Here is a 25,954-nt window from a genome sequence, read left to right on the forward strand (position 1 = left end):
TTTTAAAACACGCCCTAGTATTTATGTAATAGAAGTCTTCATGTTCGCAAGCCGTCTCCTGCCATAAAATAAATTGTTCGGCATACTGTTCTTGGTATTCTCTTTTCAGAAAATAATAACCATCTTCAAATTTAAGAAAATTCCCGTCAAATGGTAATTCTGCTGCTTTTCCTTCTTTTATACAATTACAATATACATATGCATCAAGTCCCATAACTCTTCCCCTTTTTATAAAAATAAATATTATTATATCAATAAAGTCGAGTAGGAAATATAGATTTTTAGAATGACAAACTAAAAAGGAGTGAATACTATCACTCCTTTTAATCGTTATGTTTTTATACTAATCTTAAATATACTCACCCAGGATTACATCCGTCTGATAAGGTGTAATCCCCTCTTCCATAGCAAACACAGTATCCGCTTCTTCTATGGAATCGACCAGAGTACCGCGTGCTTCTGCATGCAGCGTGAACAGCTCTGCCAGCGTCGCTTTTCGTATATCTGTAAAGGCATGTCCAAGCATCTCAATTCCATTCATATTCTGCTCGGCGGTAATGGCAAAGCTTCGATTTTTGAGAACGGCATCCATCCAGATCATCTCTCGCTGCTGCAGATCCAGTGCCAGTGGAACGGCTTGCTGGGCATCGACAGTCAGATCGAATTTGGTCTCGACGGTACGTGGATCATAGATCTCGCCGGTCTGACTGTAGGTACGCATCATGAATCCCGCAAAGCATTCCGGCAGTTCCGAAAAGGCCTGACGGGTAAAGCAAGATACCTGGACCATCGCATAACGGGCTTGGGTCGCCTGTAGTACTGCCGGTATATGCAGATCGATGAATTCCGACGCACCATCCTTGCCTCCATCCGTAATATCACCGCTGTGTGCACCATAGGATTCTTTCAAATTATAAAATGCCAGCGTCTCGATCGAATTCCAGTGCTCATCTAGCAGAACCAGAGACAGATCGACATCGACTCGGCGCTGGTTCTTCACACCGGTGCGAAGATTGGTCCACCAGCAGAACAACCGCACTGTTTCTCCGTTTGGCATGGCTACCCGGCTACCGCGCGGCAGCGGACGAAGTGATTGACTGGCAGATCGCTGAGAGAACGGTACCGGAATTTTGGCCAGTACCGGATCGATATAGACTCGTCCCAGTGCCGTCCGGTCTGCAAAGCGTGTCCGAAGTTCCTTTTCAATCTGCTGTACAATTTCTATAGACCATGCCGTATTCAGAGATGGCAGATGGTTATATACAGCAACAGCCTTGCCCATATTGCCTTTCGGGAAAAATACCCGGTAATCGCGCTGCTCATCACGGTGCTTGAAATGAGCCATCAGCTGCAGCAATAACGGTACTGCTATCTGGCCAATCACAGAAGTAAAAGAATTCAGTATTTCTTCGGATGCCTGTGGCTGGGAACGAAGCAGCAGGTCAAGTCGGCGTGCAAGTTCGCCCGGACGTGAAGCGAGTCTCGCAATAACCGCTACGTCACGGTGATACAGTCCCTGCTCTACTTCACTGCGGAATGTAGGAATATGTTTTTCCCGCCGTAGACGTGTAAATGCTTCGAAGGCATGGGGATACTGATTGCGCATTTCACCAGGATGTAGAATCTCGCCAAGACGCTTCCACAATTCCCGGTACAATACCATATCTTCAAGTGGCTGTGATGTTTGCTCCAGTAATCCGAGCAGAAGACGGCGCTCTGACCGCTTGAATTTGCGAAAATGGTAGACTGGTGCTGGCTGCTGATCAGGAGTTAATTGGACATTCATGCTTTGGTTCATATTGTACATATTCTGAAAAGGCTGCGTTAGCTGTGGGATTCTCTTGGCCCAGTACAGACTGGTATCCAGTCCCGATAGTCCAGCTGCCAGACGTAATACATCGGTTGCCGTCCGGAAGTAACGGGATAATCGCTCTATGCTCGCCCGCTCCTGTGTCAGCAATACGGATGCGATCCATGCGGCATTTTCCTTATAAGGAATATCATCTGGCAGAATATTATCTATACCAGGCATATGAGTCAATGCAGTGACCAGATCAGCTTTGTCCTCGTCGGATAATGAACCGTTGGCACCGGCAAGATTGCGCATCATTTGAGTGAACTGCTGTTCTGTACCAAGATCAATTACTTTCAGCTTTTTGTGATCCAGACTCAAAGGACGTTCTTTGACTTCTGTATTTGGCAGTAGTCCATACGTATAGTGAAGCACTGCATTCAGATACAGTTCCACTTCGGAGGCTTCCATCACCTCATCCGGGAAATTTGGGTACATCGGACGATGCTGTACATGCGCTCCGAGTATTTTTTGCAGTACTGGCAGGATCGTCTGATACAGAGTGACCATCTGTTCCTGATTCAGGGATTGGGCTGCACGGGTGAGTTGTGCTGAAAAGGTGTAGCCAAGACTTTCGATATTTTTAAGCAGCGCAGCGAGTATGCTTCGATCGGCTGGCAGCTGTTTGGTTAAGTTCTCTGCAGGTGGCAGTATGATCTTCTGACTGCGCCGCAGGAAAACAGGATTCATTATCTGAAGTAATGCAGCTGTATCGACATTCTGGATATTCATATGTAGAACCTCCTTTTAAAAAAGAGGCTGCAGGAGAGCCGGAACACTGACGTCCAATGTTTTAGAAGGAAGTACTCCGATAGCCTGCAGCCGATTGAGTTGTATTTGGATATGACAGTTTAGCTTCGTATAGATAATAAGATCTGATGATTATATATGGTTTGATGTTCTATGGTATCGATAATCTAATTTACGTGTTATGGTTGAACGATTCACTGATGATAAACGGATAAGCTGCAGGAGAGCTGGTACGCTATACTTGGGATGTGTTTAGAAGGAAGCACTCCAATAGCCTGCGGCTTATCTGTTGACTTTAGTGTAGTTGATTTCAAACACAGCGAACAGGGCACAAGTATGGCGAAGCCTATTTTTTGAACAGGTGCAGCTATAAAGACACAAAAAAACCGCAGGAGAGCGGAAATGCTAACTTACCGGCCCGGTAGACAATGTCCCCGGTGTCCGGTGCCCAATAGTAGAAGGAAGCTTTTCCATAGCCTGCGGCTGTATAGGTTTGTATTTAGAATACAGAATATACGTTTGTGATGCAAGGTTGTACTGATGTTTTGGTTGGTTATCTCTACTTTATTTCTTTGGCCTGGCTGATCAGCATATCTACTTCTGCCGCGGGTATCTTGAGGTTGCCACCATATATATAATTTTCATGGAAGCTCCAGTCTCCGTAAGCAACCAGACGATAATCTGTTTCCAATATATGCAGTAGCGCCCAGATTCCGATATCCCCTTCTGCTCCATCGCTGAAATACAGCCATTCCTCAAATTGATCCAGATCAAGCCCTCTGAACATACCCATGTCTTTAAGAAACCCGCTGCCATTTTGTTCATCCAGGTGAGTATCCATTTGATTTAGAAATAATACATCCTCGATCATAACTTTAATATAGGCATTGTTGATATTATCAGAAACGACAGACAAAAAGGTACACCGCACAAAAGCAGATTCATTAATTTCATGCTGATTTCTCTTTTCCCATCCATTTAAAAAGGAATCTGGGGGAGAGAACAATCCCCAGAACGTATCTCCTATAGCGTAATTAAAAGGGAATCTTACCAGGACGACGCTCTCTTTGCCTTTTACAGGTGCCTGTTCTGCTAGTATGAAGCGTTCAGAATCTACAAGTGAACCATCTTCTGCTGTCAATGTCTCCATCCAGCTTATCGCTTGTTCAAAAGCAAATATTTCATATCCTTTTTTTAATTTTGGGTATACCGGTGGACCACTTCCGCAACTGCTGCATGTGAATCCAAACAATGTGTTTTCCATTATTATTTTCTCCTTACGTGGTTAAGTCGTTTAATTTGATTGCGTTTTTTTCTACCAGAATAGATTTATGTTTTGCTCCTATGTACGTTGAGCTTTTGTTTTGTTGCTTTTATATATCTTCTTCTTATTTGTCTGCTATGAACAGGGTACAAGTATGGTGATGGAATCGATTTTGAGGTAGCTGGCTTTTATCATAGATGATGTGGATGATTTGTTGTATATTTTTGTTGCTTATTGATACTGGATTGTGTAGTTTTCTTTTTTACAATTAGTGCTCTTATTTTGAGTTTTGCTGATAGTAACAAGGTACATTTTGTTTTATTATTGTGAATTTTTCATATGTTGAAATTTTAATTTAAAGGGATAATATCGGTCTTAACCATTCAATTCATTTATTCATGATTTTTCTCTTCCCTCTCCAAATCGTTCATTGTCTCGTTCATTTTTGAAAATAAGACGTAAAAAAGAAGCAAATGATTGATTTGCTCCTAAAAAACGTTCTTTTTCTTTTTTAATGGAATCAAGTATTTTCTATTCCAGCCATAAAGCAAAATCGAACATTTTAAAATCGGAAAAGTGGTTTACGTCTGTTTGACGATATAACCCTGTTTGAGGCAACCCTTGTTATCGCCCAACATTAATGATCTTTCTGATCCAGGTTGGCTCATTTGTCGCCGCCCTCACGAGGCAGTCAGCGCAATCTGCGAAAGAAAGTGGTCGGAGCGGAGAAATGCGGATCAAGGGTCCTGCTGCATATTTTGAAGTGGCAGCGGTATCGCTAAGAGCTGGCGGTCGGACAATGACCCAATTCAGCTCGCTCTGTTGTACTGCATGCTCAGCTACAGCTTTATCCTCAACCGCCTTTGTGAAAATGCGACCCGAGATATGTATAGCCAAGCGATTTAATACTGAAAGTTCTTTTCCATCGCTCAGACCAATGCCACTCTGCATAACGAAGCGCTTCACTCCCGCGCTTTCGCAAGCTGCCAGGATATTCGTAATGCCCACCGACATGGTAGTGCCTGGCGAAAAGTTTTTGCGTATGCTCGAGATCCCCTCCGATATAACGGTACCTTGCGAAAAGTTGCCACTAGGACCCAGGCAACTAATTACCATATCTGTATCAACCAAAGCTTCAGCCATACTCGGCATATCGAGTACATCTCCCTGCCGAACGCTAAGGCGCGCTGTAGGGGTGATGACTTCTGGCCGGCGAGCTACGGCTATAACTTCATGCCCCAGATCAAGTGCTCGCTCTACCACTTTCCTGCCAGTCGCTCCTGTTGCTCCTATTACCGCAATCTTCATTATGTAGCTCCCCCTTCAACTATGATACTTATGAATTCTAGTCCATAGTCGCTTTATGTTTACTGGATAGCACTAGTGATATTGAACACTTTGACGCAGCTTACGAGCCGTGAAGACAGTCGTCTCTTGATTGTTTAATCAATATTCTCAAAAAATGCACACTGGTGTATTAATTAGCAACTGTATATAATCATAAACAAAAAAATAATGCGTTAGCAATTGCCAAGTAACCGTAATCCGTGCATTTATTCACAAATCATTTAAAGTTGTGTAATTTAATTCAGAAAGTAGCGTGACTACTGTGCCCAAGGTAGATAGAAGAATAATCAAATCTCAAGAAGCGATAAAAAAAGCCTTTATTGAACTAATGATTGACAAAAAAATTGATCAAATTACGATCCAAGAAATTTCTGACAAAGCAAATGTTAGCCGAAGAACCGTCTATCTTCACTACACCGATAAATTTGATCTGCTGGATCAGCTAATCGAAGAACATATTTGCGAACTGCGGAAGCTCTGTGAATCAGAGGATAATAATGGTTATATTGATACGGTATTGTTATGGTTCGAGTACTTTGAGAGCCATTACTTGTTCTTTTCCACTATGCTCGCGAATCAGGGAGGACCTTTTTTTCGCAGCCGATTCCTTGAATTTGTCCTCCACGAGTTGAAAAGTGTAGAAAGCCTAACCGAAGGAAGTTCTTCAGGATTAAATGACGGTGAAGATGAAGATGTGATCATTCAATTTTTTGGATCTGCTATTGTAGGGGTGGTGGAATCGTGGTTCAAAAAGGAACAGCCTTCCTCTCCTCCCTATATGGCACAACGAGTAGGAGCATTGTTGGAAAAGAATTTATAATCGATCTGGCATCGGCAACTATAAGGGGTTCTCGCCTTGTATCACAAAGTATATAAAATCAATTAGAAGAGCACTCTATTCAATAGATTCAGTTATGTAATAAAAAGCCGATCCTGCATAGTAACCATTCAACAGAATCGGCTGTATTTCTTTATAATCGGGATGATTGATTACTATTTATAACAACTATTCTAGTTGGCACCTACCACGGGATGCGGTATATATGGTTCCTCCAGAAAAGCTACATCTTCCGCTGTCAGCTTCACATCCAGTACCCCGACACCATCTTCCAGATGCGCAATTTTGGTCGCTCCGATGATAGGTGCGGTTACCAGACTCTTTTGCAGAATCCATGCTATACACTCCTTTGATCGGTTATAGTGATGTAGAATAACTGATAATATGTGTATACATTTGATTTACTGATGTACGCTTAATAGCGATATGTTTCTGCAGGCTTGTTCTGTTATGATTATATGCTGCTGGAATTGAAATGTACGGTGTACTGCTCAGAATGTACGTCGAGCAGATCACCCGTCATTATGACCAGCCGCTGCGTGTCGAAGAGTTGGCCGAACTGGCAAGTATGAGTGTCTCTTCCTTCCACCGCAATTTCAAGGAAGTAACCGCGATGAGTCCGCTGCAGTTCCAGAAGCAGATGCGTCTGCTGCTCGCCGAATCGTCGTATGCGGCAGATGTATCTTTTCGCGTAGGATACGAGAGTGCGTCACAGTTTAGCCGGGAATATTCCCGTATGTTCGGCGCTCCGCCGAGAACAGACATCAAGCGTCTAAAGGAACAGTATGAGAAAGCGCTTAATGCCTGAACCAACCTGTCTTTTTGAGTATCGCCGTTTTATCATCGTTTGATATTATCATGCATAACGATGGTGCAGACTTGCAGGATCACTCCTGCTGTTCAGACATTAGCCGGTTCACGAAAGCCCCGTCTCAGTAAAATGAATACCAGACTTGGTACAAGCGAAATAATACCTACGGATATCACATATGGCGTACCCCATAACGAGATAAATAGCCCTCCGGCCGCTGTCCCGATAGTCGTACCCAGATTGACGGAAGACAAAAAAAGTCCATTTGCAAAATCGGGTGCTTCTGGAGCGGCGGAAGTAATCCAATATTGATTGATATTGCCTGCTAGACCCGCCAGTATTCCCCATACCAGCGTGATGATAGCCATTGGCACAGTAAACTGCCCCAGCATCCCTAACAGGATATAGATGAATCCGAGTGCAAAAGGAAATACGATCACCGTTCTGTTCGCATTGTCGGTCAGCAGCCTGCCTGCCACGATATTGCCGATAATATTGGCGGCCCCAAAAACAACGAGCATCATACTGATCCAGCTGCCGGACATACGGGTCACTGTGCCCAGATACTCCGCCAGGTAACTGTATACGCCAAATACCGCCGAATTCAGCAGTATGACTGCACCGATCGAAAACCACATGATCGGTTTTTTCAGTACAGATAACTGGGCTCCGTAAGAGAGTCTTTCCTTTACAGGCATCGATGGGAACATAGCCAGCACAGCCACAAATACGATAGCATTTACAATAGCAAAAAAGGACATCGAGACCTGGTAAGAGATAGCGCTGGCAAGAAAGCTGGCAATCGGTACACCGAGTACCATGCCTGCCGACACGCCAATAAACACTTTGGAGACGGCTTTTGGTACTTCTTCCTTGCGAACGGAATTGGCAGCCATCGTAAAAGCAGCCGAGAAATAAATAGGGTGAAAAATTGCCGGAATCACACGTGCAATCAGAGCGACCGCAAAATCGGATGTGAATATGGAGACGATATTACTTGCTATAAAAACTCCGAGTACGAGCAGCATGGCCTTTTTGCGATTCATTCCGGAAAACAATAGCGGCATGGTAGGACCCGAGAAGGCAACGGTAAGTGCAAACAGACTGACCAGCCAGCCCGCTTTGGGTACGCTGATATCAAAATGTTCGGCAATATGAGGCAGTATCCCGATAACACCCATTTCCGTATTAATGATGCCAAATGCCCCAATGATCAGTATCAGGATAAGCAGATAATTGTGTTTATACATGGAGTATGCGCCAACTGCTTATAGGTTTACCCTAGATCGGTTACGGTTCCTATGACCAATCCTCTACCACAGATATACAGTTGCTTCTCAAACCGTAGGCTTACCTCCCTTGAACGTTTACCAGCAATGTTCTATCGATACTTTACTATGTACTTTTAGGAACGGTCACAGCAAGAGATGGGGTCACATCTATTCTTGCTGTATTTCGTATTGCTTATGCTTGTCTTTCTACTTGCCAGACTCTCTCACGATAGAAGATATAGAGAAGAGACTAATAAAGCTTCACAAAAACCTGGTTAGGCTAAAATTTTTGTGAATTTTTATAATTTCCGAGTAACTAGCCGATACAGTTTATGCGGGACTATTAGACTATTAATATAACTGATCTATCAAAGGGGGATGATGCGGACAAGAGCAAGTTATCTGGAGTAGTATACAACGTAGTTAATTCTTATTCTTTTACATTAAGAAAGCGAAAATTTATTTATGAATGATAAAGGAGAAGTTTCATGCAGTATATAATAGCTTACACAAAAGCAATTAAAGCTTTAAACAAAAAATATTATTTAACTCCCTTTTTATTACTTATGTATAGCTCTTTAATCATAAATATTTCAAGGGTAGTTACCCGATTTATTGAAGATGGACAATACTCGTTAGGAGATTTAACTTTATTTTTCGTGGCTTTTATTCAAGTATATGCATTGTCATTTATCAAAATTCTTTTTTATCCACATGCGAGTTTCTATATACAATCAACCTATTTATATCAAAAAATTTTTGGAAGCTTTTTTGGAAATATAAAATCAAGTTTTCTTCGTTATATCAGTGTTGGTAATAATATACCAGATGATTTTACTGCCTATTCTTCTCGCGGAGAAAAATATACAATCAGTTACGGCTATAAATCAAAGTTGACTAGAGTGGATGAAGCAAGAACAATGCAACTAATCCTTTTTTTCTTTAAATTTTTCTTCAAAGATTTAGTTTTACGTATATTCACACATTTACTAATCTATACGTTCAGTCCACTACTGTTCCTAATTGCTGTGCCATTGCTTAATAAAAAAGGAATACTTTCAAATATTGAAAAATAATATTATAAACAGTAGTAAACGAAAGAATGATAAACTATGGTATAACAAGATCTTTGAATAAATTGATAAAGATCAAATAAAATTATGTAAGTGAATTTTACGGGTGTATTGATTTGCAACTTACCTACAAATCAATACACATCTTTGAATGCATACTAATAAATATTCTATAGATGTGTTAAATCGAACTTCCTTATAACTAGCTCTCTTAATTGAGATATCCGTGATGCTACTTATCGTGAACTATTTTAAAATAAAAATGCTGGTAACTATAATGACTTTGTCTAGATCATAATTGTTTGTTCCATTCTTAGGTACATACTGAAATGCATCAAAAAAGATAATTATCATAGCTATGTTTTTAAAAATTTTATTCAGAGATGTATATAGGCAAATATCCTATAATGTATTGACGATCCTCCTGACCTTTTAGCGATTTTTAAAGCTAGTATTAAATTAGAGGCTAACGTTTAAAGAATATACACTAAACTTCTAAATTACCACATGTGAAATGTAACCTTATACATTTAAGATCGTATTAACTTTATTAATCATAATATTTTTTTGAGAGGGATACTATGGCATTTAAAAAACCGATTTCTAAAAGACAGAGATAAGGCATCAAAAAAGAATGTAAACAAGAGAAGAAATCTTTGATGATTACAAGTGTTATTTTTTGTGTATGTAATATATTATTTTCTTCGTTAGCTGAAAATATATATGATGCTCATCCTTACGCTTGGTACCAAGCCTTCCCTCATATTGATTTTATGCTTATAGGTTTCTCTTTTATATTCTTATCAATGAATTATTATAATAAAGTGAGACATCTATTTTTAGAATATCATTTCCAATTCGGCAATTATAAATTCATGTTAATATCGATTCTTTTTCAATTAGCTTTTACAGTTTATTCTCTGACCCAATTACCACCTCCTTATATTCTCGCATTTATCAGTATTATAGCAATTCATGTCTTGCAACACCTTAAACTAAGAACTTCTATAGTAGAATAAAAAACAGCAGTTTCTTGGTATAACTGCTGCACAAGCGGATGAACCGCTCCCAACCAAAAAATATTGTTTGCATTAATGATCTCTGTAACTTTCATCGGGCACGCTTTGGTAAAGAGAACGTAGCATTACAAGCGGCTGTTGAATTTGATCTAGCCAGCTAAATACACATTAACAACCTAGCAGTAATGTAAAAGAAAAAATGCTACTTGGTCATACCCTGTCAAGCAGAAATTAAAAATCACGTTACAAAACACGGCCTTTTCTCGAAATTATTTCGAGGAGAGGCCGTTTGGTTTGCTCTGGAAACATTCTTCATTGTAATATGTCAAATTGTAAATGTATTAGTTACTAAAAAGTAATAAAAATAAATTTATTCTTGATATTATATAGTTAAGCAACTTGGATGTGGAGCATATTCAGCTATATGCAGAGAGTTCGGTTGTCTATACTGAGAGAAGCAAAACAGACCAAGAAGGCAAAGGCGAATCGATCCTTATTCCATATGACCAACATAGCTTTACTTGTCCTGTCCAAGCATATCTGAACTGGATTGAAGCCGCGCAGATTGATTCTGGTCCTCTATTTCATTCAATAACTAAGATGAATAAACCTCTTTCTCAACGCTTATGTGAAGATTCTATATCAACTATCGTTAAAAAGTATATTGACCTAGCTGGATTAGATAGCTCAGAATATCGTGCTCATAGTTTGCGTGCTGGTTTTATTAGTAGTGCTACAAGTAATTCTAACTGTCATTCCTATGCTTATTATTCTACTTCTTCAACCAATAAATATTGGATTGACGATCCTACACCTTATTTAAATGATGGAAGTTATAAACAATATACAGGCAGCCTTGCTAATCTACCGAAGGGAGTGGTAGCATCTTACTCTATTACTGTACACTCTGCTAAAGTAGAACCGGTTAATGGAGCAAATACTCTTAGTAGCTTAGCTGCAATCTCCAAATGGGGTGAAGGTCCTGTAATGAGTCATACATTAAGTGATTCTCCATATAGCAACCAAATTAAGCTGTGGTACCGTTAAATATAAAAGCTCCTCTTTGTTTAAAAGAGGAGTTTTTATATTTATATAGAAGACACAAAGAAACGAAGATTATAAACCACTCTAAAACATATATAGATCAATATACTGTAGCAAAATAAGTAAATTTTAGTAACTATTAACTCCTACACCATTTTTTATACGTATTCATTTTTCTCGTCATTGTAGTGCAATACTTCTTGGATCATCCGTTGGATTGAATGAAGGATACTGTTTAGCAAACCACATGACAATGTTCGAACCAGCTGTTAGGGAGCATCCACTGGCTCGACCTGGTTGAACATCCTATTATTTTAAACTTTTCACACCGTTAATATAACCATTGTCTATACGTCTATAATTGGGCTCCCAACCATTAGGAGTTTCGGATCGCCATGAGGATCAGGGCCGTATCCATTTACACCACTAGAAGCGTAAGAGTAATGCTATCAATCTGCTTCCATTTCGCCCGGTTCCCTTCATTGCAAGCAGGCTCTGGATATCTTACCTCTGTTTCATCTTCTATTGCAGCAGTCAACGAATCCGATCTCATGCTATCATCTACGGCTACTTTCGACGTAATCAGTCTCTTTAGCCTGCCCCTGTTCATTGAATGTCACCTTTACTTTCTTTCCATCTGGATATTCCCGTATTACTTTGTCACCAATCATATAGGTGAAAGGAACACCCGCTGCTTTTGCTTCTTGTATTGCTTGCCGAGCTGCCTTCTGTCCGATTTTCTTCCATTCTTCATCTGTCAATTTAAATTCTGCCATTTGTTATACCACCTTTTTAGAATTATGTCATAATATCAGCACGCTGCTTATTCTTCATTAAAGACTATCCAGTGATCATCATAGTTTTAAATGCATCATAAATAAAAGACGAAAAGCGATTAAGATCTCATCTAAGAATATTTATGAAGTCATATTGAGCTTTGCGTTTAATTACTCATCTTCCACATTCAAATTCTAAAATCACTTAATACTATTTCGAATAGAAAAAACACCTTAATAAACATAAAGGTGTTAAGTATATTATACTGCGAAGTAACATTTTGTGGAGTTATTCCTCTCTAAATTATTCTGATAGAAACTTAATTTGTAATTCTCTAGTTCCACCTTAGCAGCTTTTTATTGATCCTACTTGCCTGCTTCATTCGACCGGACGCGGTACACGTGACTTTTAAAAAAGAAACAGAATCGAATGCCCGTTAGCAATCGGTTCCATTCACTAGTAAAGAGCCTTATTTTTTTGGTTCCAATTAAGACTAGTTGATCCAAATCCACATTGACTAAAAACCAAGTCACCGGTAGCCGATCCTAAATAATATTCTTTTAATAGTGGTAGCTGATGATCAAAAGGTTTTCTACCCCATTTTTACGATATCTTCTACATCTTTCATTTGAATTTTTTCCATATCCAATTCACAGCCTTTTCTTTTTTGAATGACTCTGGATAGCAGTACTGGGATTGTTCGTTGTTATACTTTATCACCTGTCGCCATCTCTAAGGCCATCTTTTTGAATTGTGCTTCACTAATTTTCCCAGTCAGCTGCTGCTTAACCAGCTCTTCTTGTTCAGTAGTCAGGTACATACCTTCAACAGCTAAAGACGCTTTAGCTCCTCGCATTGCCTGTTCTGCTTGTTCATCCGTTAACTTCTTCATAATGACTTCCCCTTCTGTGTACGCCTATGCTATATTATACTATTTTCATCCCTTACAATTACGTTTTTTTGTATTATCAAGAATTTTTAGCATTTAGAAGAGAGCCAAGATCGGGATCAGCTGCTTTTCTTGGAGCTCCATTTTAGAATCAGAATGTGCGCTATGAGATGCTTGTTCTGTACTCAACAGCATTCTCACAGTACTTGTATATTCTCTGATCATCACGACGTTCAAAGCCTTGAATATTTTCCCTCACAACTTTTTATAATGAAGTTCGAGTGTATGAGGAACAGTAACTTCATGCATCATTCTATGATAAGAGTAAAAGGGCAACCCGATATTAACCATCCCCAGGCAAAAGCTGCTGCGCGTCTCGAAAAATTTTCTCCGGAAAGAAATGCGCTTTAAGCAAACGAATATTAAAAAAATAAAAATGGTCTTAATGGCTCGGCTGTAGGAGCTTCAGTCCAAGGCTGCATTATTTGGAATAGAGCTGAATTTGATTCAATCAAGTTTCCTATACAGCCGTAAAATCGAAAACTTCCAATTGTAAGGACAGTCTTCCCTATTTCACAAAACATTAAGTGCAGACGGTTCATTTAACTCTTTTAAAAGCTAAAACTTTTAAAATCAAGTTAGATTTCATACCGTTTAGCCGACTTGTTCATTTGATCTTTTATATATGTAATTGTAGTAATTATAATGAAAATCGAGTATGCTAAACAGGTGATTTAGCAGTAAGTTAAATTAGTTCAAGATAAAGAAAAGAGGGGTATATATGAGCGCGTTTAAAAAGATTAAGTATAGTATGGTTGGATTTACATTGGGTGCAGTTTTCTTCGGTAGTATTGCTTTTGCAGCTACAACTAAAATTGAAGTTAGTTTGGATCCAATTAAATTTGTTGTAGACAATGTAGATAAAACGCCTTTGAACGGGAATTTTAATAACAATGGCACTAGCGTTCCAGCCTCGCTCTCGTATAAGGGTACGACATATGTACCTTTGAAGATGGTTGGTAACATGGTAGATAAAAATGTTGCTTGGGACGGTAAAACGAAATCGGTGTTAATCGGTAATTCTGCCGCAGCACCCGTATATTTAACTGATTTAGCTCCTATGAGTATTTCTTCTGATTCTGTTACGATAAATAAAGAAACATCAATAGGCGATCAAAGTTATAAAAAAACTTTTGTGACCAACATGACGCTTACAAAAAAAGAAGCAATAAGCTACAATCTAAAGGGCCAGTATAAAACATTCAGCTTCGGTTATCACGTAGGGGATGAACAGATTTCTACGATCGTCATTTATGGGGATGGCAAAGAACTTTGGAGCGGACTTGTTACAGGAGGCACCCCCCTTCAGAACGAGTCTATCTCGGTCAGTGGAGTACAGGAACTAAAAGTTAGCTTTGAACGTAAAGAATCAGGTACGGTTGTGGCACATCCAATTGTGGTAAATCCGATCCTAATCAAGTAAAAAGTAAACGGAATAAGAGATCATACTAGCGGAACTGATTGCTACTCCGTGCGATAATTGCAGCGGCTAACCGGCAAAAGTCGGAAAGGTGCTCTAGGTTTCTGCCTATAGATTTACGCAGCCACGGAGTGAATATTAAAATCCAAAGAACCAGAAGAAGAGAACCAGCATACGGGTTCTCTTTTTATATTGTCTGAATCTGCACGTATCATCCGTGTAGCTACCTTCCACTAAATTTCTGGAAATTCTTTCGCTTATTTCGCTAAGTATAGTCAAATACAAAGTAAACGGTGCTTTGGGCTCTATTTAGGAGCGAAACGTCTACTTCTCTTTCCTTCTTTCACATATAATAAGTCATCCGCTGACGGGACAGCAGATTCCGGAAAGAGGGTTTATTACCGCGGTCTCCGCATGATCCAATTACACATACTGTATCCATTTAGTTACGAGAACAAGGGATGTTTAGCAAAGGACTATGAAAAAATAGCGAGCATATTAAAAAATTTTCAACTGTGTTTTCTATCCGTTTTTGATTAAGGTCGATTTGTACACTCTCTTATTTATCAATGGCCTTTTGAAATATGTATTCAACTAGATTATTTTGTTACATATTATGTAGATTGGAAAATTTCGAAAAATTAGAATGCGGAATAATATACTTATATTAAACAGTCATCGAGCGGTATAAATCTATACCATCTAACATACTACTCCTTAAAAAATTGTAATGTATAATTATCGTGAGTTGCTAATAAAATCCATGTAATTTAAAGCTATTTTGGTATTCTATTTCCAAAATTGTTTTTATAAAACAGAGAGAAGATCATGATTCACAAAAGGGGAGTTAACAGATGATAAGTTCAGCTGAAACTATACATAGTCAGCTCAGAATATAATGCCCATAGTTTACGTACCAGCTTTGTAACAACAGCTAAACGTAAGAAAAGCCAGATTATCAGATTATGGCACAAACAGGGCATTCATCCCTTTATTATGTTGGATCGATATACACGTTTAAACTTACTTGATGTAAATATCAATTCTGCTAAAACTCAAGGTTGTAACTGTTCATTATGCTTATATTAATTAACTCGTCTACCATGAAAGCACCCTAACTCAAATTGAACTGCCCCCTTAAAATGGACATTAGAAAACCCCTCGGTTAAACTAATGAACATTTGGGGGTGCAGTTCACAATCGAGTTGGTGCTTTTTTATTTTCAGATCCAACAAGCTGCAGAATCGGTAATATGAGCTATTCCGGCATAAAGCATTAATGTTTGATTCTTGTATTCTCCTATTTGCTTATTAAGTTTGGCTATATCAGTTCACATAAGAGAATGAGTTGTTTATGTAGTTTACGTAAATATTCGCGTATTAAAAAAAATCACGTTTATAATAGGAATCATAACCCAAAGGAGAAAATTACATAAAAAAATCACTTCGCTGTTTGAGAAATGATTACATATGGATGAAGGAGCTTTATCGAATGAACCTTTGCAGTTCGAGCAACTGAACGAATTTTTGGAACAAATGGCGTTAGTACTGCCGTTTGAGAATCGAAGATTACTTGTAGAGGATGCATATACGATTGATCGTGACTCGCTGCTAGAGCGGCTATTGCTGAATCGTAGTGGCGGTCTCTGTTATGAGCTAATACACTTCTGTACTATGTTCTATCCGCCCAAGATATGAATGTATCGCTTGTACAGGGGCAAGTCTATGACGCAGTACTTGGAGACTGGTTAAGCATGGACAATTCGCACATAATGATCATTCTGCAACATAACGATCAGCAGTATCTTATCGATAATGGATTTGGCATCCGTTTGCCTTTGCGCGCTGTTCCTTTAAATGGCGATATTGTGGTCAGCCGTAACGGTGAGTTCAGCATTACAAAAGAAGATGGATATTGTATACTCAATCAAAACAGCTATACCAAAGCCCTGACTGGCAGATATGCTATCGTTTCCGGTTGGAGGTTATTATTAATGAACCAGTAGTAAACGATATTCAGCAGTTGGTTCGACAGCACCCCGATTCCAAATTCAATAAGTCGGTGCTCCTTACTCGCTGCACGGAGACAGGCAGCATGACACTAACCGATCATTCCTATACGGTTCTAAACCATTAAAAAGCTTAAAATCTGAGGTATTTTAAATAAAATTACACCCCTTATCGAATTATATACATGTAGTGCCTTTATATGATAACTACCAGCTACAAGCCAAATAAGGTAAATCACAAAGGTTTTGCAAAAGACACATTATCAAATAAGCATGTTTAGTTTATTTTGATGAGTAAGTTAGTTCATGTCATTAAATTGGATACTCTATCCTTTATAAAGGAATATTCAAAAAATGCAGCCTGAAGCGTACAAGCATAATGGGCAAACCTACTTCCCTGCACTGAACGCAAGAAAAGAAATAAGAGCAATGGACGACATTTAAGCCTGGAGATCCTCATTTCCAATACCCATTCGAGGATCTCCAGGCTTAACCGGAGGACATGCTCTTATTCTTTTCTGGAGTGGATGAAGCAAGAACACCAACCAGCACTTCTTTCTATCTTACATAGACCCCCTACATAACCATTTGCAGTAATACCTCCCTACAACAAACGCCCAACCCTCAAAACATGCAAAATGCGTCAAATGTGCTAAATGCTTAGTCTACCTTGGCACCATACGACCGCATAAACAGAACAGCCTGCTCCCGATCCATCCGTGCACCCTGCACATTGATCGACTTCAGATCAATCCCTTCCAATATTGCACCACGCAGATCGGCTCCCTGCAGCTTGGTCCCTGTCAGACTGGCTCCGGTCATATCACAATCGCGCAAATCTGCTTTGGCAAGATCGGTATTGGAAAAGTCGGTTTCATAGAACCGGATGCCTCGCAGATCCTGACGCCCCAGCTTGATATGGCTCAGATTGGTGTATGCCCAGTCTCCCCCATTCAGTGTAATACCATCCATCTGCGCGCCGGCAAAATCCGAACCGGTCATTTTGCACATGCTGAATTTGGCAGCAAACAGATTCGCTCCATCAAACCGGCAGTTCTCAAACGCAGACTCCGTATGAATCGATCCATTCAGCGTCACTCCGCGAAAATCACATTCGATAAACCGGCAGTGACTGGTATCGATCTCGTCCATGGCTGTATTCATAAATGTACAATTCTGAAATGTACAGCGTACAATCTCTCCGTATCTCAGATCCTGTCCATCAAAACGAACCGATTCATATTTCTGATCACTATACTGATACATATTGTTCCTCCTGTGCCCTGTTCTGGTATATATACTGTCTGATCATTTCCAGCTTCATCGTTGATGAACAGGATACTAAAATCAGTACATTCGCGTTTCTATAATACCATATAGGTGTCAAGCCCCTGCATAAGCTACCAGCAAAGTCAATTACAAATCAGCCTGTATATACTTTGAAATGATGTATTGTTGCTTCATTAATTTTATAAAAGCGGTATTGTATAGGACACATGGAGGACAAACCGTACCTTTACAATAAAGTTAGTTAATCAATGAGCTAAGCGAATAGCTCACAGGAGAGATGAACAATGAAAATGAAATTTATTATGATGCAGACACGGAAACTGCCGGAACTGCTGCAAATTGTACTGAATATTAGCCTATTTCTAATGGCGATTGTACTGAGTGTACTGCTGATGAAGGAGACATGGAGTATTTTCTCTTCGGTTTTTCTGTCGTCTGAAGAAATCGACAGTTATTTTGCTTTCACCGACGAGCTGCTTGTGTTCTTTTTATATTTTGAATTTATCGCTCTGATCGTCAAATATTTCAAGTCCAACTTCCACTTCCCATTGCGCTATTTTATCTATATCGGGATTACGGCGATTGTACGGCTGATTATCGTGGATCATGACGAGGCGCTCAGCACTTTCTGGTGGTCGATGGCTATTCTGGTACTCATTGGCTCATTATTCCTGGCCAATACCCGTGTCGTGCGAAAAGATCACTAATTCCACTGATCCAGTGGTATTCTTAGAAAGATGCAGACGTATCCGGAATATCGCTCAGATGAAGGAGAATTCATGAAAAATCGCAGTATTACCTTTAAGCTTTTTCTAATGACTGTCCTGTTTTTTGTATGTTTTTACGGGATGGTTATTCTTAGTCAATTATTGTTTTTTAATAACTTTTATGAAGAACACAAAGTCAACAAGGCAGAAAACGATCTGGAGCAGCTCGCGGCTGTCTATACCGGATCGGGAGATAATTCCAAGCAGATATCCAATCAGGTACTGCGGTTTATGAATCGCAACAAAAGTCAGCTGACAATTGTAAATATGGACGGACAGCTGGTCTTGGAAGATCCATTTCACCTGGTGCTGCGCAAGGATAACGGGCAAAAAGTCTCTGTCTCCCTCTCGCTCTATATGAATCTGTATGGCGATTCCTATCGCGCACTCAATATTCGCACAGGTGACAAACTGGATCTATGGGGTAATGTAGATACTCAGATTGCCCGGTCGCAAATTGTATTTACGCCGGAACAAATCGAAAGACATCAACCGCGTACGACACTATATTCACCTGATATCTCAGGTACAGTGACCGAGATTGTACTGCCTACGCCCAAAAACTGGAATCAGCGGCAGGGACTGCTGATGGAAGCACTGTATCATGCTTTTCCATTAACGGATAACCAGCGCGAACAGTTGCTAGCGATGAAGCCGCTGCAATATGAATGGACCGAGTCCTGGAGTGGAACACACAATGTCATTATGATTCAGCCGGTACAGCGCCCCAATCAGCAAGTAGAGCTGCTTTTTGCGCTTACATCCTTGCAGGAGATCAGCGATACGACCGAAGCGCTGCGCTGGTTCTATCTTTATCTGGGCATCGGCGGTTTTGTATTGATCCTGATTTTATCACTGTTTTTCTCCAAAATTATTACGCGGCCGCTGATTGCATTGAATGCTATGGCCAAACGGATCGTCAAGCTGGACTTTAGCACAGACCCGCCTCCTGTCAGGCAAAATGATGAGCTGGGCAGTCTTGCCAGCAGCATGTACACGATGTCGATCAGTCTGGATCGGGCGCTGCGTGAGCTTCAGGAAGCCAATCAGCAGCTGCAGCAGGACATGGAGCAAAAGCAAAAAATCGAGATGATGCAGCAGAGTTTTTTCACCAATGCTTCCCATGAACTGAAAACGCCGCTCAGTATTGTCAAAAGTTTTGCGGAAGGACTGCAGGACGGGGTTAATATCAATAAACAGGATCATTATATCTCCGTCATTATTGAAGAAGCAGACAAAATGGAAATGCTGATCAAGGATATGCTCGATCTGGCACGGCTGGAATCGGGAACGATCCGGCTGCACAAGACTTCCTTTATGCTCAGCGAGCTGACCGAGAAGGTCGCAGATCGGCTGGTGCATCTGTTACAGGCTCGTCAGCTGGAAATTATGATTATTCCGGTCAATGAGCTTCCTGTTATCGCCGATCCGGACTGGATTGAGCAGGTCATCCGTAATTTCATTGTGAATGCGATCCGTCATGCGGACGAAGGCAGTACGATTGTTATCGAAATGGTTAGCGATCCGCAATCTACTCGCTTCTCTGTTGAGAATAAAGGAGAACCGATACCGGAAGATCAGCTGGTCCAGATCTGGGAGCGATTCTATCGTGGAGAAGCTTCACGCAATCGCCAGACCGGCGGAACCGGCCTCGGATTATCCATTTCACGGCAGATTCTGGATCTGCATGGGTTCCGTTATGAAGTAAGCAATCGGGAAAAGGGTGTCTGCTTCTCCATCATTTTTGAACGATAAAGGCTGTTACGGTATAGAACGATAATGGATATTACAGTATAGAAAGAGGGATGCACGATGGCAAGAAAAGTGCTTCTGATCGAAGATGAAGCTCGAATACGCGAAGTGGTATCGGATTACTTTGAACAGGATGGCTGGGAAGTGCATCAATCAGATAATGGCCCCGACGCCCTAGAATGGCTGGATACACTGCAGCCTGAACTGGTCATACTTGATATTATGATGCCCAGGATGGATGGATTCGAAGTGTGTCGTCAGGTGCGTACCCGTTCGGGAGTCCCGATTATTCTGCTGACTGCCAAATCCGCAGATCAGGATAAAGTACTCGGATTTGAACTGGGTGCAGACGATTATGTTACCAAGCCATTCAGTCCTAAAGTGCTGATCGCCCGTGCCAATTCGCTTATGAAGCGGGTAACAGAAAATTATCAGCCTCAGGGGCATATGATTACTTTCGGCTCTGCTATTCTCAATACACTGGCTCACCGATTGGAAGTCGACGGCTCCCAGGTTGAACTCACTCCCAAGGAATACGATCTACTGCTGCTGCTTATTCAGAACAAAAATATCGTTATTTCCCGGGATTCTATTCTGAACCGGGTATGGGGTCTTGAATTTGAAGGCGATACCCGGGTAGTCGATTCCCATATCAAAAAGCTCCGTGCCAAGCTCGGCTACGAGTCGCGTCATATTCGCACCGTGATTGGTACAGGGTACCGGTTTGAACTGACATCCTGATGGATGGATGCCGCCATTTTGCACCAAGAAAGGAAAACAATTTTTATGAACCCGACATGGCTACCTACGCTGTGCACTGTACTGAATCTGGGTGCAGGAACAGCTTCACTACTACTTACTGTTAATGGACATTACCGACTGGCACTGATCTGGATTGCCATGGCAGCTGTTTTTGATGTACTGGATGGACTGCTCGCCCGCCTGCTCCACTGCACAAGTGAATTTGGCAAACAGCTGGATTCTCTGGCCGATCTGATCTCGTTTGGTGCAGCTCCTGCTATGCTCGTGCTGCTATACCAGCTGGACGATGACCGCTGGCTCGGTCCGCCAGCCGTTATTTTGTTCGTGATCTGCGGTGCACTGCGGCTGGCACGATTTAATATATCCGGCTCGATTAACGGATTTACCGGGCTGCCTATTACTGCTGCGGGGACACTGCTTGCACTGTCCTCCCTGTCCGGTCCCGATCTGCCCAGCTACTGGAGCATTATATTAATGGCCGTGATGTCGCTGCTGATGATCAGCCGCATCCCATTTCCCGCCTTCAAAAATAAAATGGTGAGGAAGTGAATACGTATGGACCTGGCTGCAGAATATATCGCCCAGTACGGTTATATCGCCATTACAATACTGCTTGCGCTTGGCATTATCGGTCTGCCTATACCGGATGAGACACTCATGCTGTTTATCGGCTATCTGGCTTCGACGGGTGTACTGAATTACCTTCTGTGCATCCTGTTCAGCTTTATAGGCTCGGTTGCCGGAATGTTGGTCAGTTATATCATAGGCAACAAGCTTGGGTTCAGGGTTGTGGACAAATACGGCAAATGGATTGGGTTGAATCCCAAGCGGTTTGACCGGGTACAGAAGTGGTTTGTCCGTTACGGCATCTGGACCGTGCTCTTTTCCTACTTTGTGCCGGGAGTTCGTCATGCAGCAGGTTATATTGCCGGAATCAGTGCTATGCCTTTCCGCAAATATTTGCTGATCTGTACCATCGGTGCTGTCGTATGGACCGTATTATTTATTTCTATCGGATATGTCGTGGGGTTAAAGGTAGTCGCTTGACTACCGCCTCTACTGCGATACCAACCCATTCAAAAGGGGAAAATGAATGGAAAGAAGGATTGGGTCACATGAGTTTGATGATCAAGGAAGTAACAGGGATGAATTGGCGGGCAGCAGCTGCACTACAGGTTACAGAAGCCCAGCGTCCCTATATGGAGAGCAATGCTTTTTCGCTCGCTGAATCCAAATATGAATACAATGCGACGTCGGTCTGTCTGTATGATGGTATCATGCTGGTCGGTTACGCGATGTATGGCTGGTACTGCGAAGAGAGTGACAGTCTATGGATTGAACGCTTTATGATCGATGCCGAATTTCAGGGCAGAGGTTATGGTCGCCAGTTCTTCCCGCTGCTGCTGGATTATCTGCACCAGCGCTTCCATTATGAAAAGGTAATGATCAGTATTCATCCGGAAGATCGAGCAGGCCAGCGTTTTGCCCAATCGCTCGGCTTCAGATCTACAGGGGAAACGGATGATGTCGGTACATTTACGGGTCAAGTGATGGAATTGGATGTAGAACCTGTGGAAGATCCACAGCCATGGCAGCCGCTGCGTCTGCTGCTCGGTTCGCTGCGCAGCCGCTAACTTCAATAAATGTCTATACTCCGTGCCAGCGATTTATGCTCTATGCTCACTGCAAATTTCCCGGAATATACGTCCAAATAACAATAATAGACACCGCCCAATCACCTCTTCTACAAGAGAGGATCGGACGGTGTCTATTTTGTATAGCTATCTGCTATTTCCGGATCAGGTATTCCATTCATTATCGGTAAAGCGCTCGCTCGGTCTGCTGTTCTCCCGCTCGGCCTGTTTGCCCAGACGGTGATGCAGTTCCTGGAGAATCATGCTGGTCACCTCGCGCCGCTCACCAAGATTGCTGAGTGCTCGCCGCAGACTGTCTTTGACCATGCCCGCTTTTTCGCCCTGCTGGTAATTGGCCAGCGCTGCTGCCCCTTTTTCAATCTCGAATTGCAGATCCCGTATATAACTGGTCACGATATCCAGGGATTCCTGGTATACCTCACTGGCATGACCATGAAGAGGTGAACGGATAAAACGATCAATATGAGATTCCTGAATATGAATTAATGTGAATGCAGGATTACCCAGCAGGAGCTCCATACTCTGCATCTGCATCTCAGCTGGTATTCTGTCGATCAGAATCGCTTCATTATCCTGGACCATCTGCTGAAGATGATTATCGAGCTCTCTGCTGTCTTCAGGCAGCTGATCCACTTTATTTTTTTTGATAAAATAAATCATGTTTTACCCCCACTTCATAAGAGATATCAGTTCTGCCGCCTCTTCACTATACAAAGAGTCATGTCTTTGATGTATTTACCCTATATTTTCTATTGTATATTGTTTATCGACAATAAATAGAGAAAAAAGCAGGAATTTCTACATAAATTGCGCTTGTTTCCACAAAAAAGGAAGCATTATCCTCTTTATGATAAACCATACAGATCATCTCCGCTTATTTATATCCCAGCGCATGAAACAATAAATTATAATAGGCTTCTGTATTGGCAGTGAAGTCGTCCAGACCAACCGAACGCTGCTGATTGACCGGAGATTGTTCAACCCCTGGATAAATAACCCCCTCTGCCGTGACCGCTTCACACTTACCATGGATCAAGTCTCGGAATGACTCGGCTGCGATCCAGAATAATCCTGTCACTTCACTATGCTGAACCTGATAGTCTTCCAGCGGATGGTCACATACATATAGATAGACATGCGTAAATTCACGATCCATATAGTGCTCAGAGATACGATATTCGTCCCTGTGTGTACCGCAGTATGTCAGTTCTGAAAATGTCACGGCTATACCCAATTCCTCTTCCAGTTCGCGTACCCCATCTTCCGGTGACTCGCCTGTCATCAAATGCCCGGCACTGGATGTATCCAGCTTATCGGGGAAAGTCTCCTTGTCCGGGTGACGCAGCTGAAACAGCAGCTTCCAGCCTGTTTCGGCCGAACCGGAGACGATCCAACAGTGAAATGTCTGATGCCATAATCCCTGAGCATGAACTTCTTCTCGTGTAGCTGTACCTGTCTTTTGCATCTGTTCGTTAAATACATCCAATATCTCTACAACTGTCATCGCTGATACCTCCTCCTTATTTCTTCCTGATCCAGAGCGCCGACAGATTCGGAAAGCCGAACGACTCGATATGCAGCCCATACAGATTGCGATTGAAATAGGCCTGCTGATTCAGATGATTGCCGTATATGACCCAGTTCTCTTCTCTCATCAGTCGCTCGACCTGATCCAGGACAAGCTCACGCTCCTCCTGCTCCAGCTGCATAATTCCTTCCAGCATCTTTTTCAGCTGAAGCTGCTGCTCATTGCCCAGAGCATGATACAGGTAATTGCCTTCATTGCCAAAAAAATTAATCATATCCCATTCCCAGTCATCCTCCAGTATTTCCATACCGAGCATGATTTCTCCTCTATCTCTGCCGTATAGCATCGTACCATAAGCTTGTGTACAAGGCAGAAGCCGAAGACGCAGACCAATCTGGGCAGCCTGCTGCTGCAGCCATTGTGCTTCTATCTGCTCTTCTTTTTTATCCAGAAAAGAAATACCGAGTTCGCTGCCATCATATCCGCTCTGTCGCAGCAGTAGCTCAGCCACAGCCAGTGATCCTTCCTGTGCAGCATGATAATCCGCACTTTTCCAGGGAAGCAGACTGTGGGCTGGTGCAATACGGTCACCACCCAGCTCGCGCATCATTCTCTGTCCATCATACAGATGACGGATGCACTCGCGAAAATGACGTTGATGCTGAATTCCAGGCTTACGAAAATCAAAACGCAGATAACGACATCCCAGCACCGGATGATTAATCTGGCGGCTCACCATCTGATCATCCCGCTCGCTCAGCTGGTAGAGGCGGCCATTATGACCCTGTTCCGGCATAAACCAGACATCTACCCGATCCAGCACCGGGCGCAGTCCATAATAATCGTCAAATGCCAGCAAAGACAGCTTGTTCGCGGTCAGCTCGGATATTCGAAAAGGTCCACTGCCGATGCGACATTCCTCCTGTTCCATGTGTGCAGGCAGAATCGCCATATACACATTCGTGATCAGATGCAAAAAGAACAGATTGCTGCGATGCAGGTGAAAAGTCACCACATGATCTCCCTTTTGCTCCACTTCACGAATGTCCCGGTACAGCCACAATGCACTGCTTTGCTGCTTATACAGCCTCTGCCAGGTATACTGTACATCCCGGGCAGTGAGCAGAGCTCCGTTATGAAAGCGAACTCCTTTACGCAAATAAAAAGTCCAGATCGTGTGGTCTTCATTATGTTCCCAGCGATGCGCCACTCTCGGCAAGAATTGACGTGAACCTGCATCATATGCCAGCAGTGTATCCGTGATCTGCCGTAGTATAAATACTTCAAATGCTGTAAATACATTTGCCGTATCCAGCTTCTCCAGCGAACGATAGCGAATCATCCGCAGTACATCCTGGATGTTACTCTCTTCCTGTTCACTGTGCATACCGAGATATATATGCAGTATATTCCACAGCTTCTCCCGGCTATGTTCGTCTGCTTCCAAGGTACTGATCAGCTCCAGCGCTTCTTTGACCCGATCTTTGTCCAGCAGCTGCCGGAGTCGTACTTCCATCATATCCGTATCCGGATACAGAAACTGCAACAGCGAAGTATGGCCCCTGCCTCGTCCTGGCTGCCAGATAATCCAGTTTCTGCTCTCCAGTCGCCGCAAAATGAATTTGACATTACGCGGTGTACAGCACAGCATTTCTGCCAGCATGGCTACTGTCACAGACAGTGGTGTATGATGCAGTCGTTTGGGATTCAATTTGTCATATAGCTGCAAGTACTGAATAGCATCATTATCCAATCCTCTCTTCCCCTTTCTATCTAT

General features: G+C 42.0%; 22 protein-coding genes and 3 pseudogenes. 13 read left to right on the plus strand and 12 right to left on the minus strand.

The window, feature by feature from the left end; genetic code table 11:
• The 4 genes and pseudogenes from H065_RS25430 to H065_RS0106740 form a co-directional block, all read right to left on the minus strand.
• Window positions 1-214, minus strand: a pseudogene (locus H065_RS25430) (hypothetical protein); the annotation flags it as partial.
• Window positions 215-349: 135 nt separating this feature from the next.
• On the minus strand, window positions 350-2,584 hold the full coding sequence (locus tag H065_RS0106730) for a TerD family protein (RefSeq protein WP_017812266.1): 2,235 nt from the start codon (window positions 2,582-2,584) through the stop codon (window positions 350-352).
• 577 nt (window positions 2,585-3,161) lie between these two features.
• A complete protein-coding gene (locus H065_RS26895) occupies window positions 3,162-3,866 on the minus strand; it encodes a hypothetical protein (protein ID WP_017812267.1) in 705 nt (234 codons plus the stop codon).
• Window positions 3,867-4,490: 624 nt separating this feature from the next.
• Window positions 4,491-5,174: an NAD(P)-dependent oxidoreductase gene (locus tag H065_RS0106740; protein WP_017812268.1), complete on the minus strand. Its 684-nt coding sequence runs from the start codon at window positions 5,172-5,174 to the stop codon at window positions 4,491-4,493.
• Between the two features lie 301 nt (window positions 5,175-5,475).
• Here H065_RS0106740 and H065_RS0106745 point away from each other — a divergent pair, with 301 nt between their 5' ends.
• Window positions 5,476-6,033 (plus strand): TetR/AcrR family transcriptional regulator, encoded by a 558-nt coding sequence (locus tag H065_RS0106745; RefSeq protein WP_017812269.1) that lies wholly within the window; start codon window positions 5,476-5,478, stop codon window positions 6,031-6,033.
• Between the two features lie 191 nt (window positions 6,034-6,224).
• On the opposite strand, the gene H065_RS27305 is transcribed toward H065_RS0106745, so the two are convergent.
• Window positions 6,225-6,452 carry an aldo/keto reductase gene (locus H065_RS27305; RefSeq protein WP_152425833.1) on the minus strand — a complete coding sequence of 76 codons (228 nt, stop codon included), beginning with the start codon at window positions 6,450-6,452 and terminating at the stop codon, window positions 6,225-6,227.
• Between the two features lie 101 nt (window positions 6,453-6,553).
• Between H065_RS27305 and H065_RS0106750 the strand changes: the two are divergent.
• Window positions 6,554-6,859: pseudogene (locus H065_RS0106750) on the plus strand (helix-turn-helix domain-containing protein); the annotation flags it as partial.
• Window positions 6,860-6,951: 92 nt separating this feature from the next.
• Here the strand turns inward: H065_RS0106750 and H065_RS0106755 are convergent.
• Window positions 6,952-8,112, minus strand: coding sequence for an MFS transporter (locus tag H065_RS0106755; protein WP_017812271.1), 1,161 nt, complete (start codon window positions 8,110-8,112; stop codon window positions 6,952-6,954).
• A gap of 509 nt (window positions 8,113-8,621) precedes the next feature.
• On the opposite strand from H065_RS0106755, the gene H065_RS0106760 reads away from it, so the two are divergent.
• Together H065_RS0106760 and H065_RS27680 are read left to right on the plus strand one after the other, a co-directional pair.
• Entirely contained in the window at window positions 8,622-9,209 is a 588-nt protein-coding gene (locus H065_RS0106760) for a hypothetical protein (protein WP_017812272.1), read from the plus strand.
• A 1,415-nt stretch (window positions 9,210-10,624) separates the two neighbouring features.
• The gene (locus tag H065_RS27680) at window positions 10,625-11,272 is read left to right on the plus strand and encodes a site-specific integrase (protein ID WP_238557910.1); all 648 of its coding nucleotides are present in this window, start codon (window positions 10,625-10,627) and stop codon (window positions 11,270-11,272) included.
• A 554-nt stretch (window positions 11,273-11,826) separates the two neighbouring features.
• Here H065_RS27680 and H065_RS0106770 read toward each other — a convergent pair.
• A complete protein-coding gene (locus H065_RS0106770) occupies window positions 11,827-12,045 on the minus strand; it encodes a hypothetical protein (RefSeq protein ID WP_017812273.1) in 219 nt (72 codons plus the stop codon).
• Window positions 12,046-12,752: 707 nt separating this feature from the next.
• Entirely contained in the window at window positions 12,753-12,938 is a 186-nt protein-coding gene (locus tag H065_RS0106775) for a hypothetical protein (RefSeq protein WP_017812274.1), read from the minus strand.
• A gap of 778 nt (window positions 12,939-13,716) precedes the next feature.
• Here H065_RS0106775 and H065_RS26900 point away from each other — a divergent pair.
• The 3 genes and pseudogenes from H065_RS26900 (at window position 13,717) to H065_RS28555 (ending at window position 16,551) form a co-directional block, all read left to right on the plus strand.
• A complete protein-coding gene (locus H065_RS26900; RefSeq protein ID WP_017812275.1) occupies window positions 13,717-14,418 on the plus strand; it encodes an NPCBM/NEW2 domain-containing protein in 702 nt (233 codons plus the stop codon).
• 1,532 nt (window positions 14,419-15,950) lie between these two features.
• A pseudogene (locus tag H065_RS28445) lies at window positions 15,951-16,420 on the plus strand (arylamine N-acetyltransferase).
• The gene (locus H065_RS28555) at window positions 16,393-16,551 is read left to right on the plus strand and encodes a hypothetical protein (protein ID WP_443146857.1); all 159 of its coding nucleotides are present in this window, start codon (window positions 16,393-16,395) and stop codon (window positions 16,549-16,551) included. Before H065_RS28445 ends, H065_RS28555 begins: the two are co-directional and overlap by 28 nt.
• Before the next feature lie 532 nt (window positions 16,552-17,083).
• On the opposite strand, the gene H065_RS0106795 is transcribed toward H065_RS28555, so the two are convergent.
• Window positions 17,084-17,689, minus strand: a complete 606-nt coding sequence (locus H065_RS0106795) for a pentapeptide repeat-containing protein (protein ID WP_017812276.1) — start codon at window positions 17,687-17,689, stop codon at window positions 17,084-17,086.
• A 314-nt stretch (window positions 17,690-18,003) separates the two neighbouring features.
• Here H065_RS0106795 and psiE point away from each other — a divergent pair, with 314 nt between their 5' ends.
• The 6 genes from psiE (at window position 18,004) to H065_RS0106825 (ending at window position 22,628) form a co-directional block, all read left to right on the plus strand.
• Complete coding sequence (psiE, locus tag H065_RS0106800) at window positions 18,004-18,420, plus strand: phosphate-starvation-inducible protein PsiE (protein WP_026136075.1); 417 nt, start codon at window positions 18,004-18,006, stop codon at window positions 18,418-18,420.
• Window positions 18,421-18,492: 72 nt separating this feature from the next.
• Window positions 18,493-20,235, plus strand: a complete 1,743-nt coding sequence (locus tag H065_RS0106805; RefSeq protein ID WP_017812278.1) for a sensor histidine kinase — start codon at window positions 18,493-18,495, stop codon at window positions 20,233-20,235.
• Between the two features lie 57 nt (window positions 20,236-20,292).
• Window positions 20,293-20,973, plus strand: a complete 681-nt coding sequence (locus H065_RS0106810) for a response regulator transcription factor (RefSeq protein WP_017812279.1) — start codon at window positions 20,293-20,295, stop codon at window positions 20,971-20,973.
• A 45-nt stretch (window positions 20,974-21,018) separates the two neighbouring features.
• Window positions 21,019-21,543, plus strand: coding sequence for a CDP-diacylglycerol--serine O-phosphatidyltransferase (gene pssA / locus H065_RS0106815; protein ID WP_017812280.1), 525 nt, complete (start codon window positions 21,019-21,021; stop codon window positions 21,541-21,543).
• 6 nt (window positions 21,544-21,549) lie between these two features.
• Window positions 21,550-22,041, plus strand: coding sequence for a DedA family protein (locus H065_RS0106820; RefSeq protein WP_017812281.1), 492 nt, complete (start codon window positions 21,550-21,552; stop codon window positions 22,039-22,041).
• Between the two features lie 68 nt (window positions 22,042-22,109).
• Complete coding sequence (locus H065_RS0106825; protein WP_017812282.1) at window positions 22,110-22,628, plus strand: GNAT family N-acetyltransferase; 519 nt, start codon at window positions 22,110-22,112, stop codon at window positions 22,626-22,628.
• A 165-nt stretch (window positions 22,629-22,793) separates the two neighbouring features.
• Here H065_RS0106825 and H065_RS0106830 read toward each other — a convergent pair whose 3' ends face one another.
• The 3 genes from H065_RS0106830 to H065_RS0106840 form a co-directional block, all read right to left on the minus strand.
• Complete coding sequence (locus H065_RS0106830; RefSeq protein ID WP_017812283.1) at window positions 22,794-23,309, minus strand: hypothetical protein; 516 nt, start codon at window positions 23,307-23,309, stop codon at window positions 22,794-22,796.
• 214 nt (window positions 23,310-23,523) lie between these two features.
• Window positions 23,524-24,153 (minus strand): NUDIX hydrolase, encoded by a 630-nt coding sequence (locus H065_RS0106835; RefSeq protein ID WP_017812284.1) that lies wholly within the window; start codon window positions 24,151-24,153, stop codon window positions 23,524-23,526.
• A 16-nt stretch (window positions 24,154-24,169) separates the two neighbouring features.
• Window positions 24,170-25,930: an ABC transporter substrate-binding protein gene (locus H065_RS0106840; protein WP_017812285.1), complete on the minus strand. Its 1,761-nt coding sequence runs from the start codon at window positions 25,928-25,930 to the stop codon at window positions 24,170-24,172.
• Window positions 25,931-25,954 lie beyond the last annotated feature (24 nt).

The sequence above is a fragment of the Paenibacillus shenyangensis genome (genome assembly GCF_000346635.1).
Taxonomy (GTDB): Bacteria; Bacillota; Bacilli; order Paenibacillales; family Paenibacillaceae; genus Saccharibacillus; species Saccharibacillus dauci.

Coding starts and splice junctions, on each gene's coding strand:
- H065_RS0106775 (WP_017812274.1), bottom strand. CDS start 12,938: ATGAAGAAGTTAACGGATGAACAAGCAGAACAGGCAATGCGAGGAGCT.
- H065_RS0106820 (WP_017812281.1), top strand. CDS start 21,550: ATGGACCTGGCTGCAGAATATATCGCCCAGTACGGTTATATCGCCATT.
- H065_RS0106805 (WP_017812278.1), top strand. CDS start 18,493: ATGAAAAATCGCAGTATTACCTTTAAGCTTTTTCTAATGACTGTCCTG.
- H065_RS0106770 (WP_017812273.1), bottom strand. CDS start 12,045: ATGGCAGAATTTAAATTGACAGATGAAGAATGGAAGAAAATCGGACAG.
- H065_RS0106835 (WP_017812284.1), bottom strand. CDS start 24,153: ATGACAGTTGTAGAGATATTGGATGTATTTAACGAACAGATGCAAAAG.
- pssA (WP_017812280.1), top strand. CDS start 21,019: ATGAACCCGACATGGCTACCTACGCTGTGCACTGTACTGAATCTGGGT.
- H065_RS0106795 (WP_017812276.1), bottom strand. CDS start 17,689: ATGTATCAGTATAGTGATCAGAAATATGAATCGGTTCGTTTTGATGGA.
- H065_RS0106830 (WP_017812283.1), bottom strand. CDS start 23,309: ATGATTTATTTTATCAAAAAAAATAAAGTGGATCAGCTGCCTGAAGAC.
- H065_RS0106810 (WP_017812279.1), top strand. CDS start 20,293: ATGGCAAGAAAAGTGCTTCTGATCGAAGATGAAGCTCGAATACGCGAA.
- H065_RS0106760 (WP_017812272.1), top strand. CDS start 8,622: ATGCAGTATATAATAGCTTACACAAAAGCAATTAAAGCTTTAAACAAA.
- H065_RS0106755 (WP_017812271.1), bottom strand. CDS start 8,112: ATGTATAAACACAATTATCTGCTTATCCTGATACTGATCATTGGGGCA.
- H065_RS26900 (WP_017812275.1), top strand. CDS start 13,717: ATGAGCGCGTTTAAAAAGATTAAGTATAGTATGGTTGGATTTACATTG.
- H065_RS0106730 (WP_017812266.1), bottom strand. CDS start 2,584: ATGAATATCCAGAATGTCGATACAGCTGCATTACTTCAGATAATGAAT.
- H065_RS26895 (WP_017812267.1), bottom strand. CDS start 3,866: ATGGAAAACACATTGTTTGGATTCACATGCAGCAGTTGCGGAAGTGGT.
- H065_RS0106825 (WP_017812282.1), top strand. CDS start 22,110: ATGAGTTTGATGATCAAGGAAGTAACAGGGATGAATTGGCGGGCAGCA.
- H065_RS0106740 (WP_017812268.1), bottom strand. CDS start 5,174: ATGAAGATTGCGGTAATAGGAGCAACAGGAGCGACTGGCAGGAAAGTG.
- psiE (WP_026136075.1), top strand. CDS start 18,004: ATGAAATTTATTATGATGCAGACACGGAAACTGCCGGAACTGCTGCAA.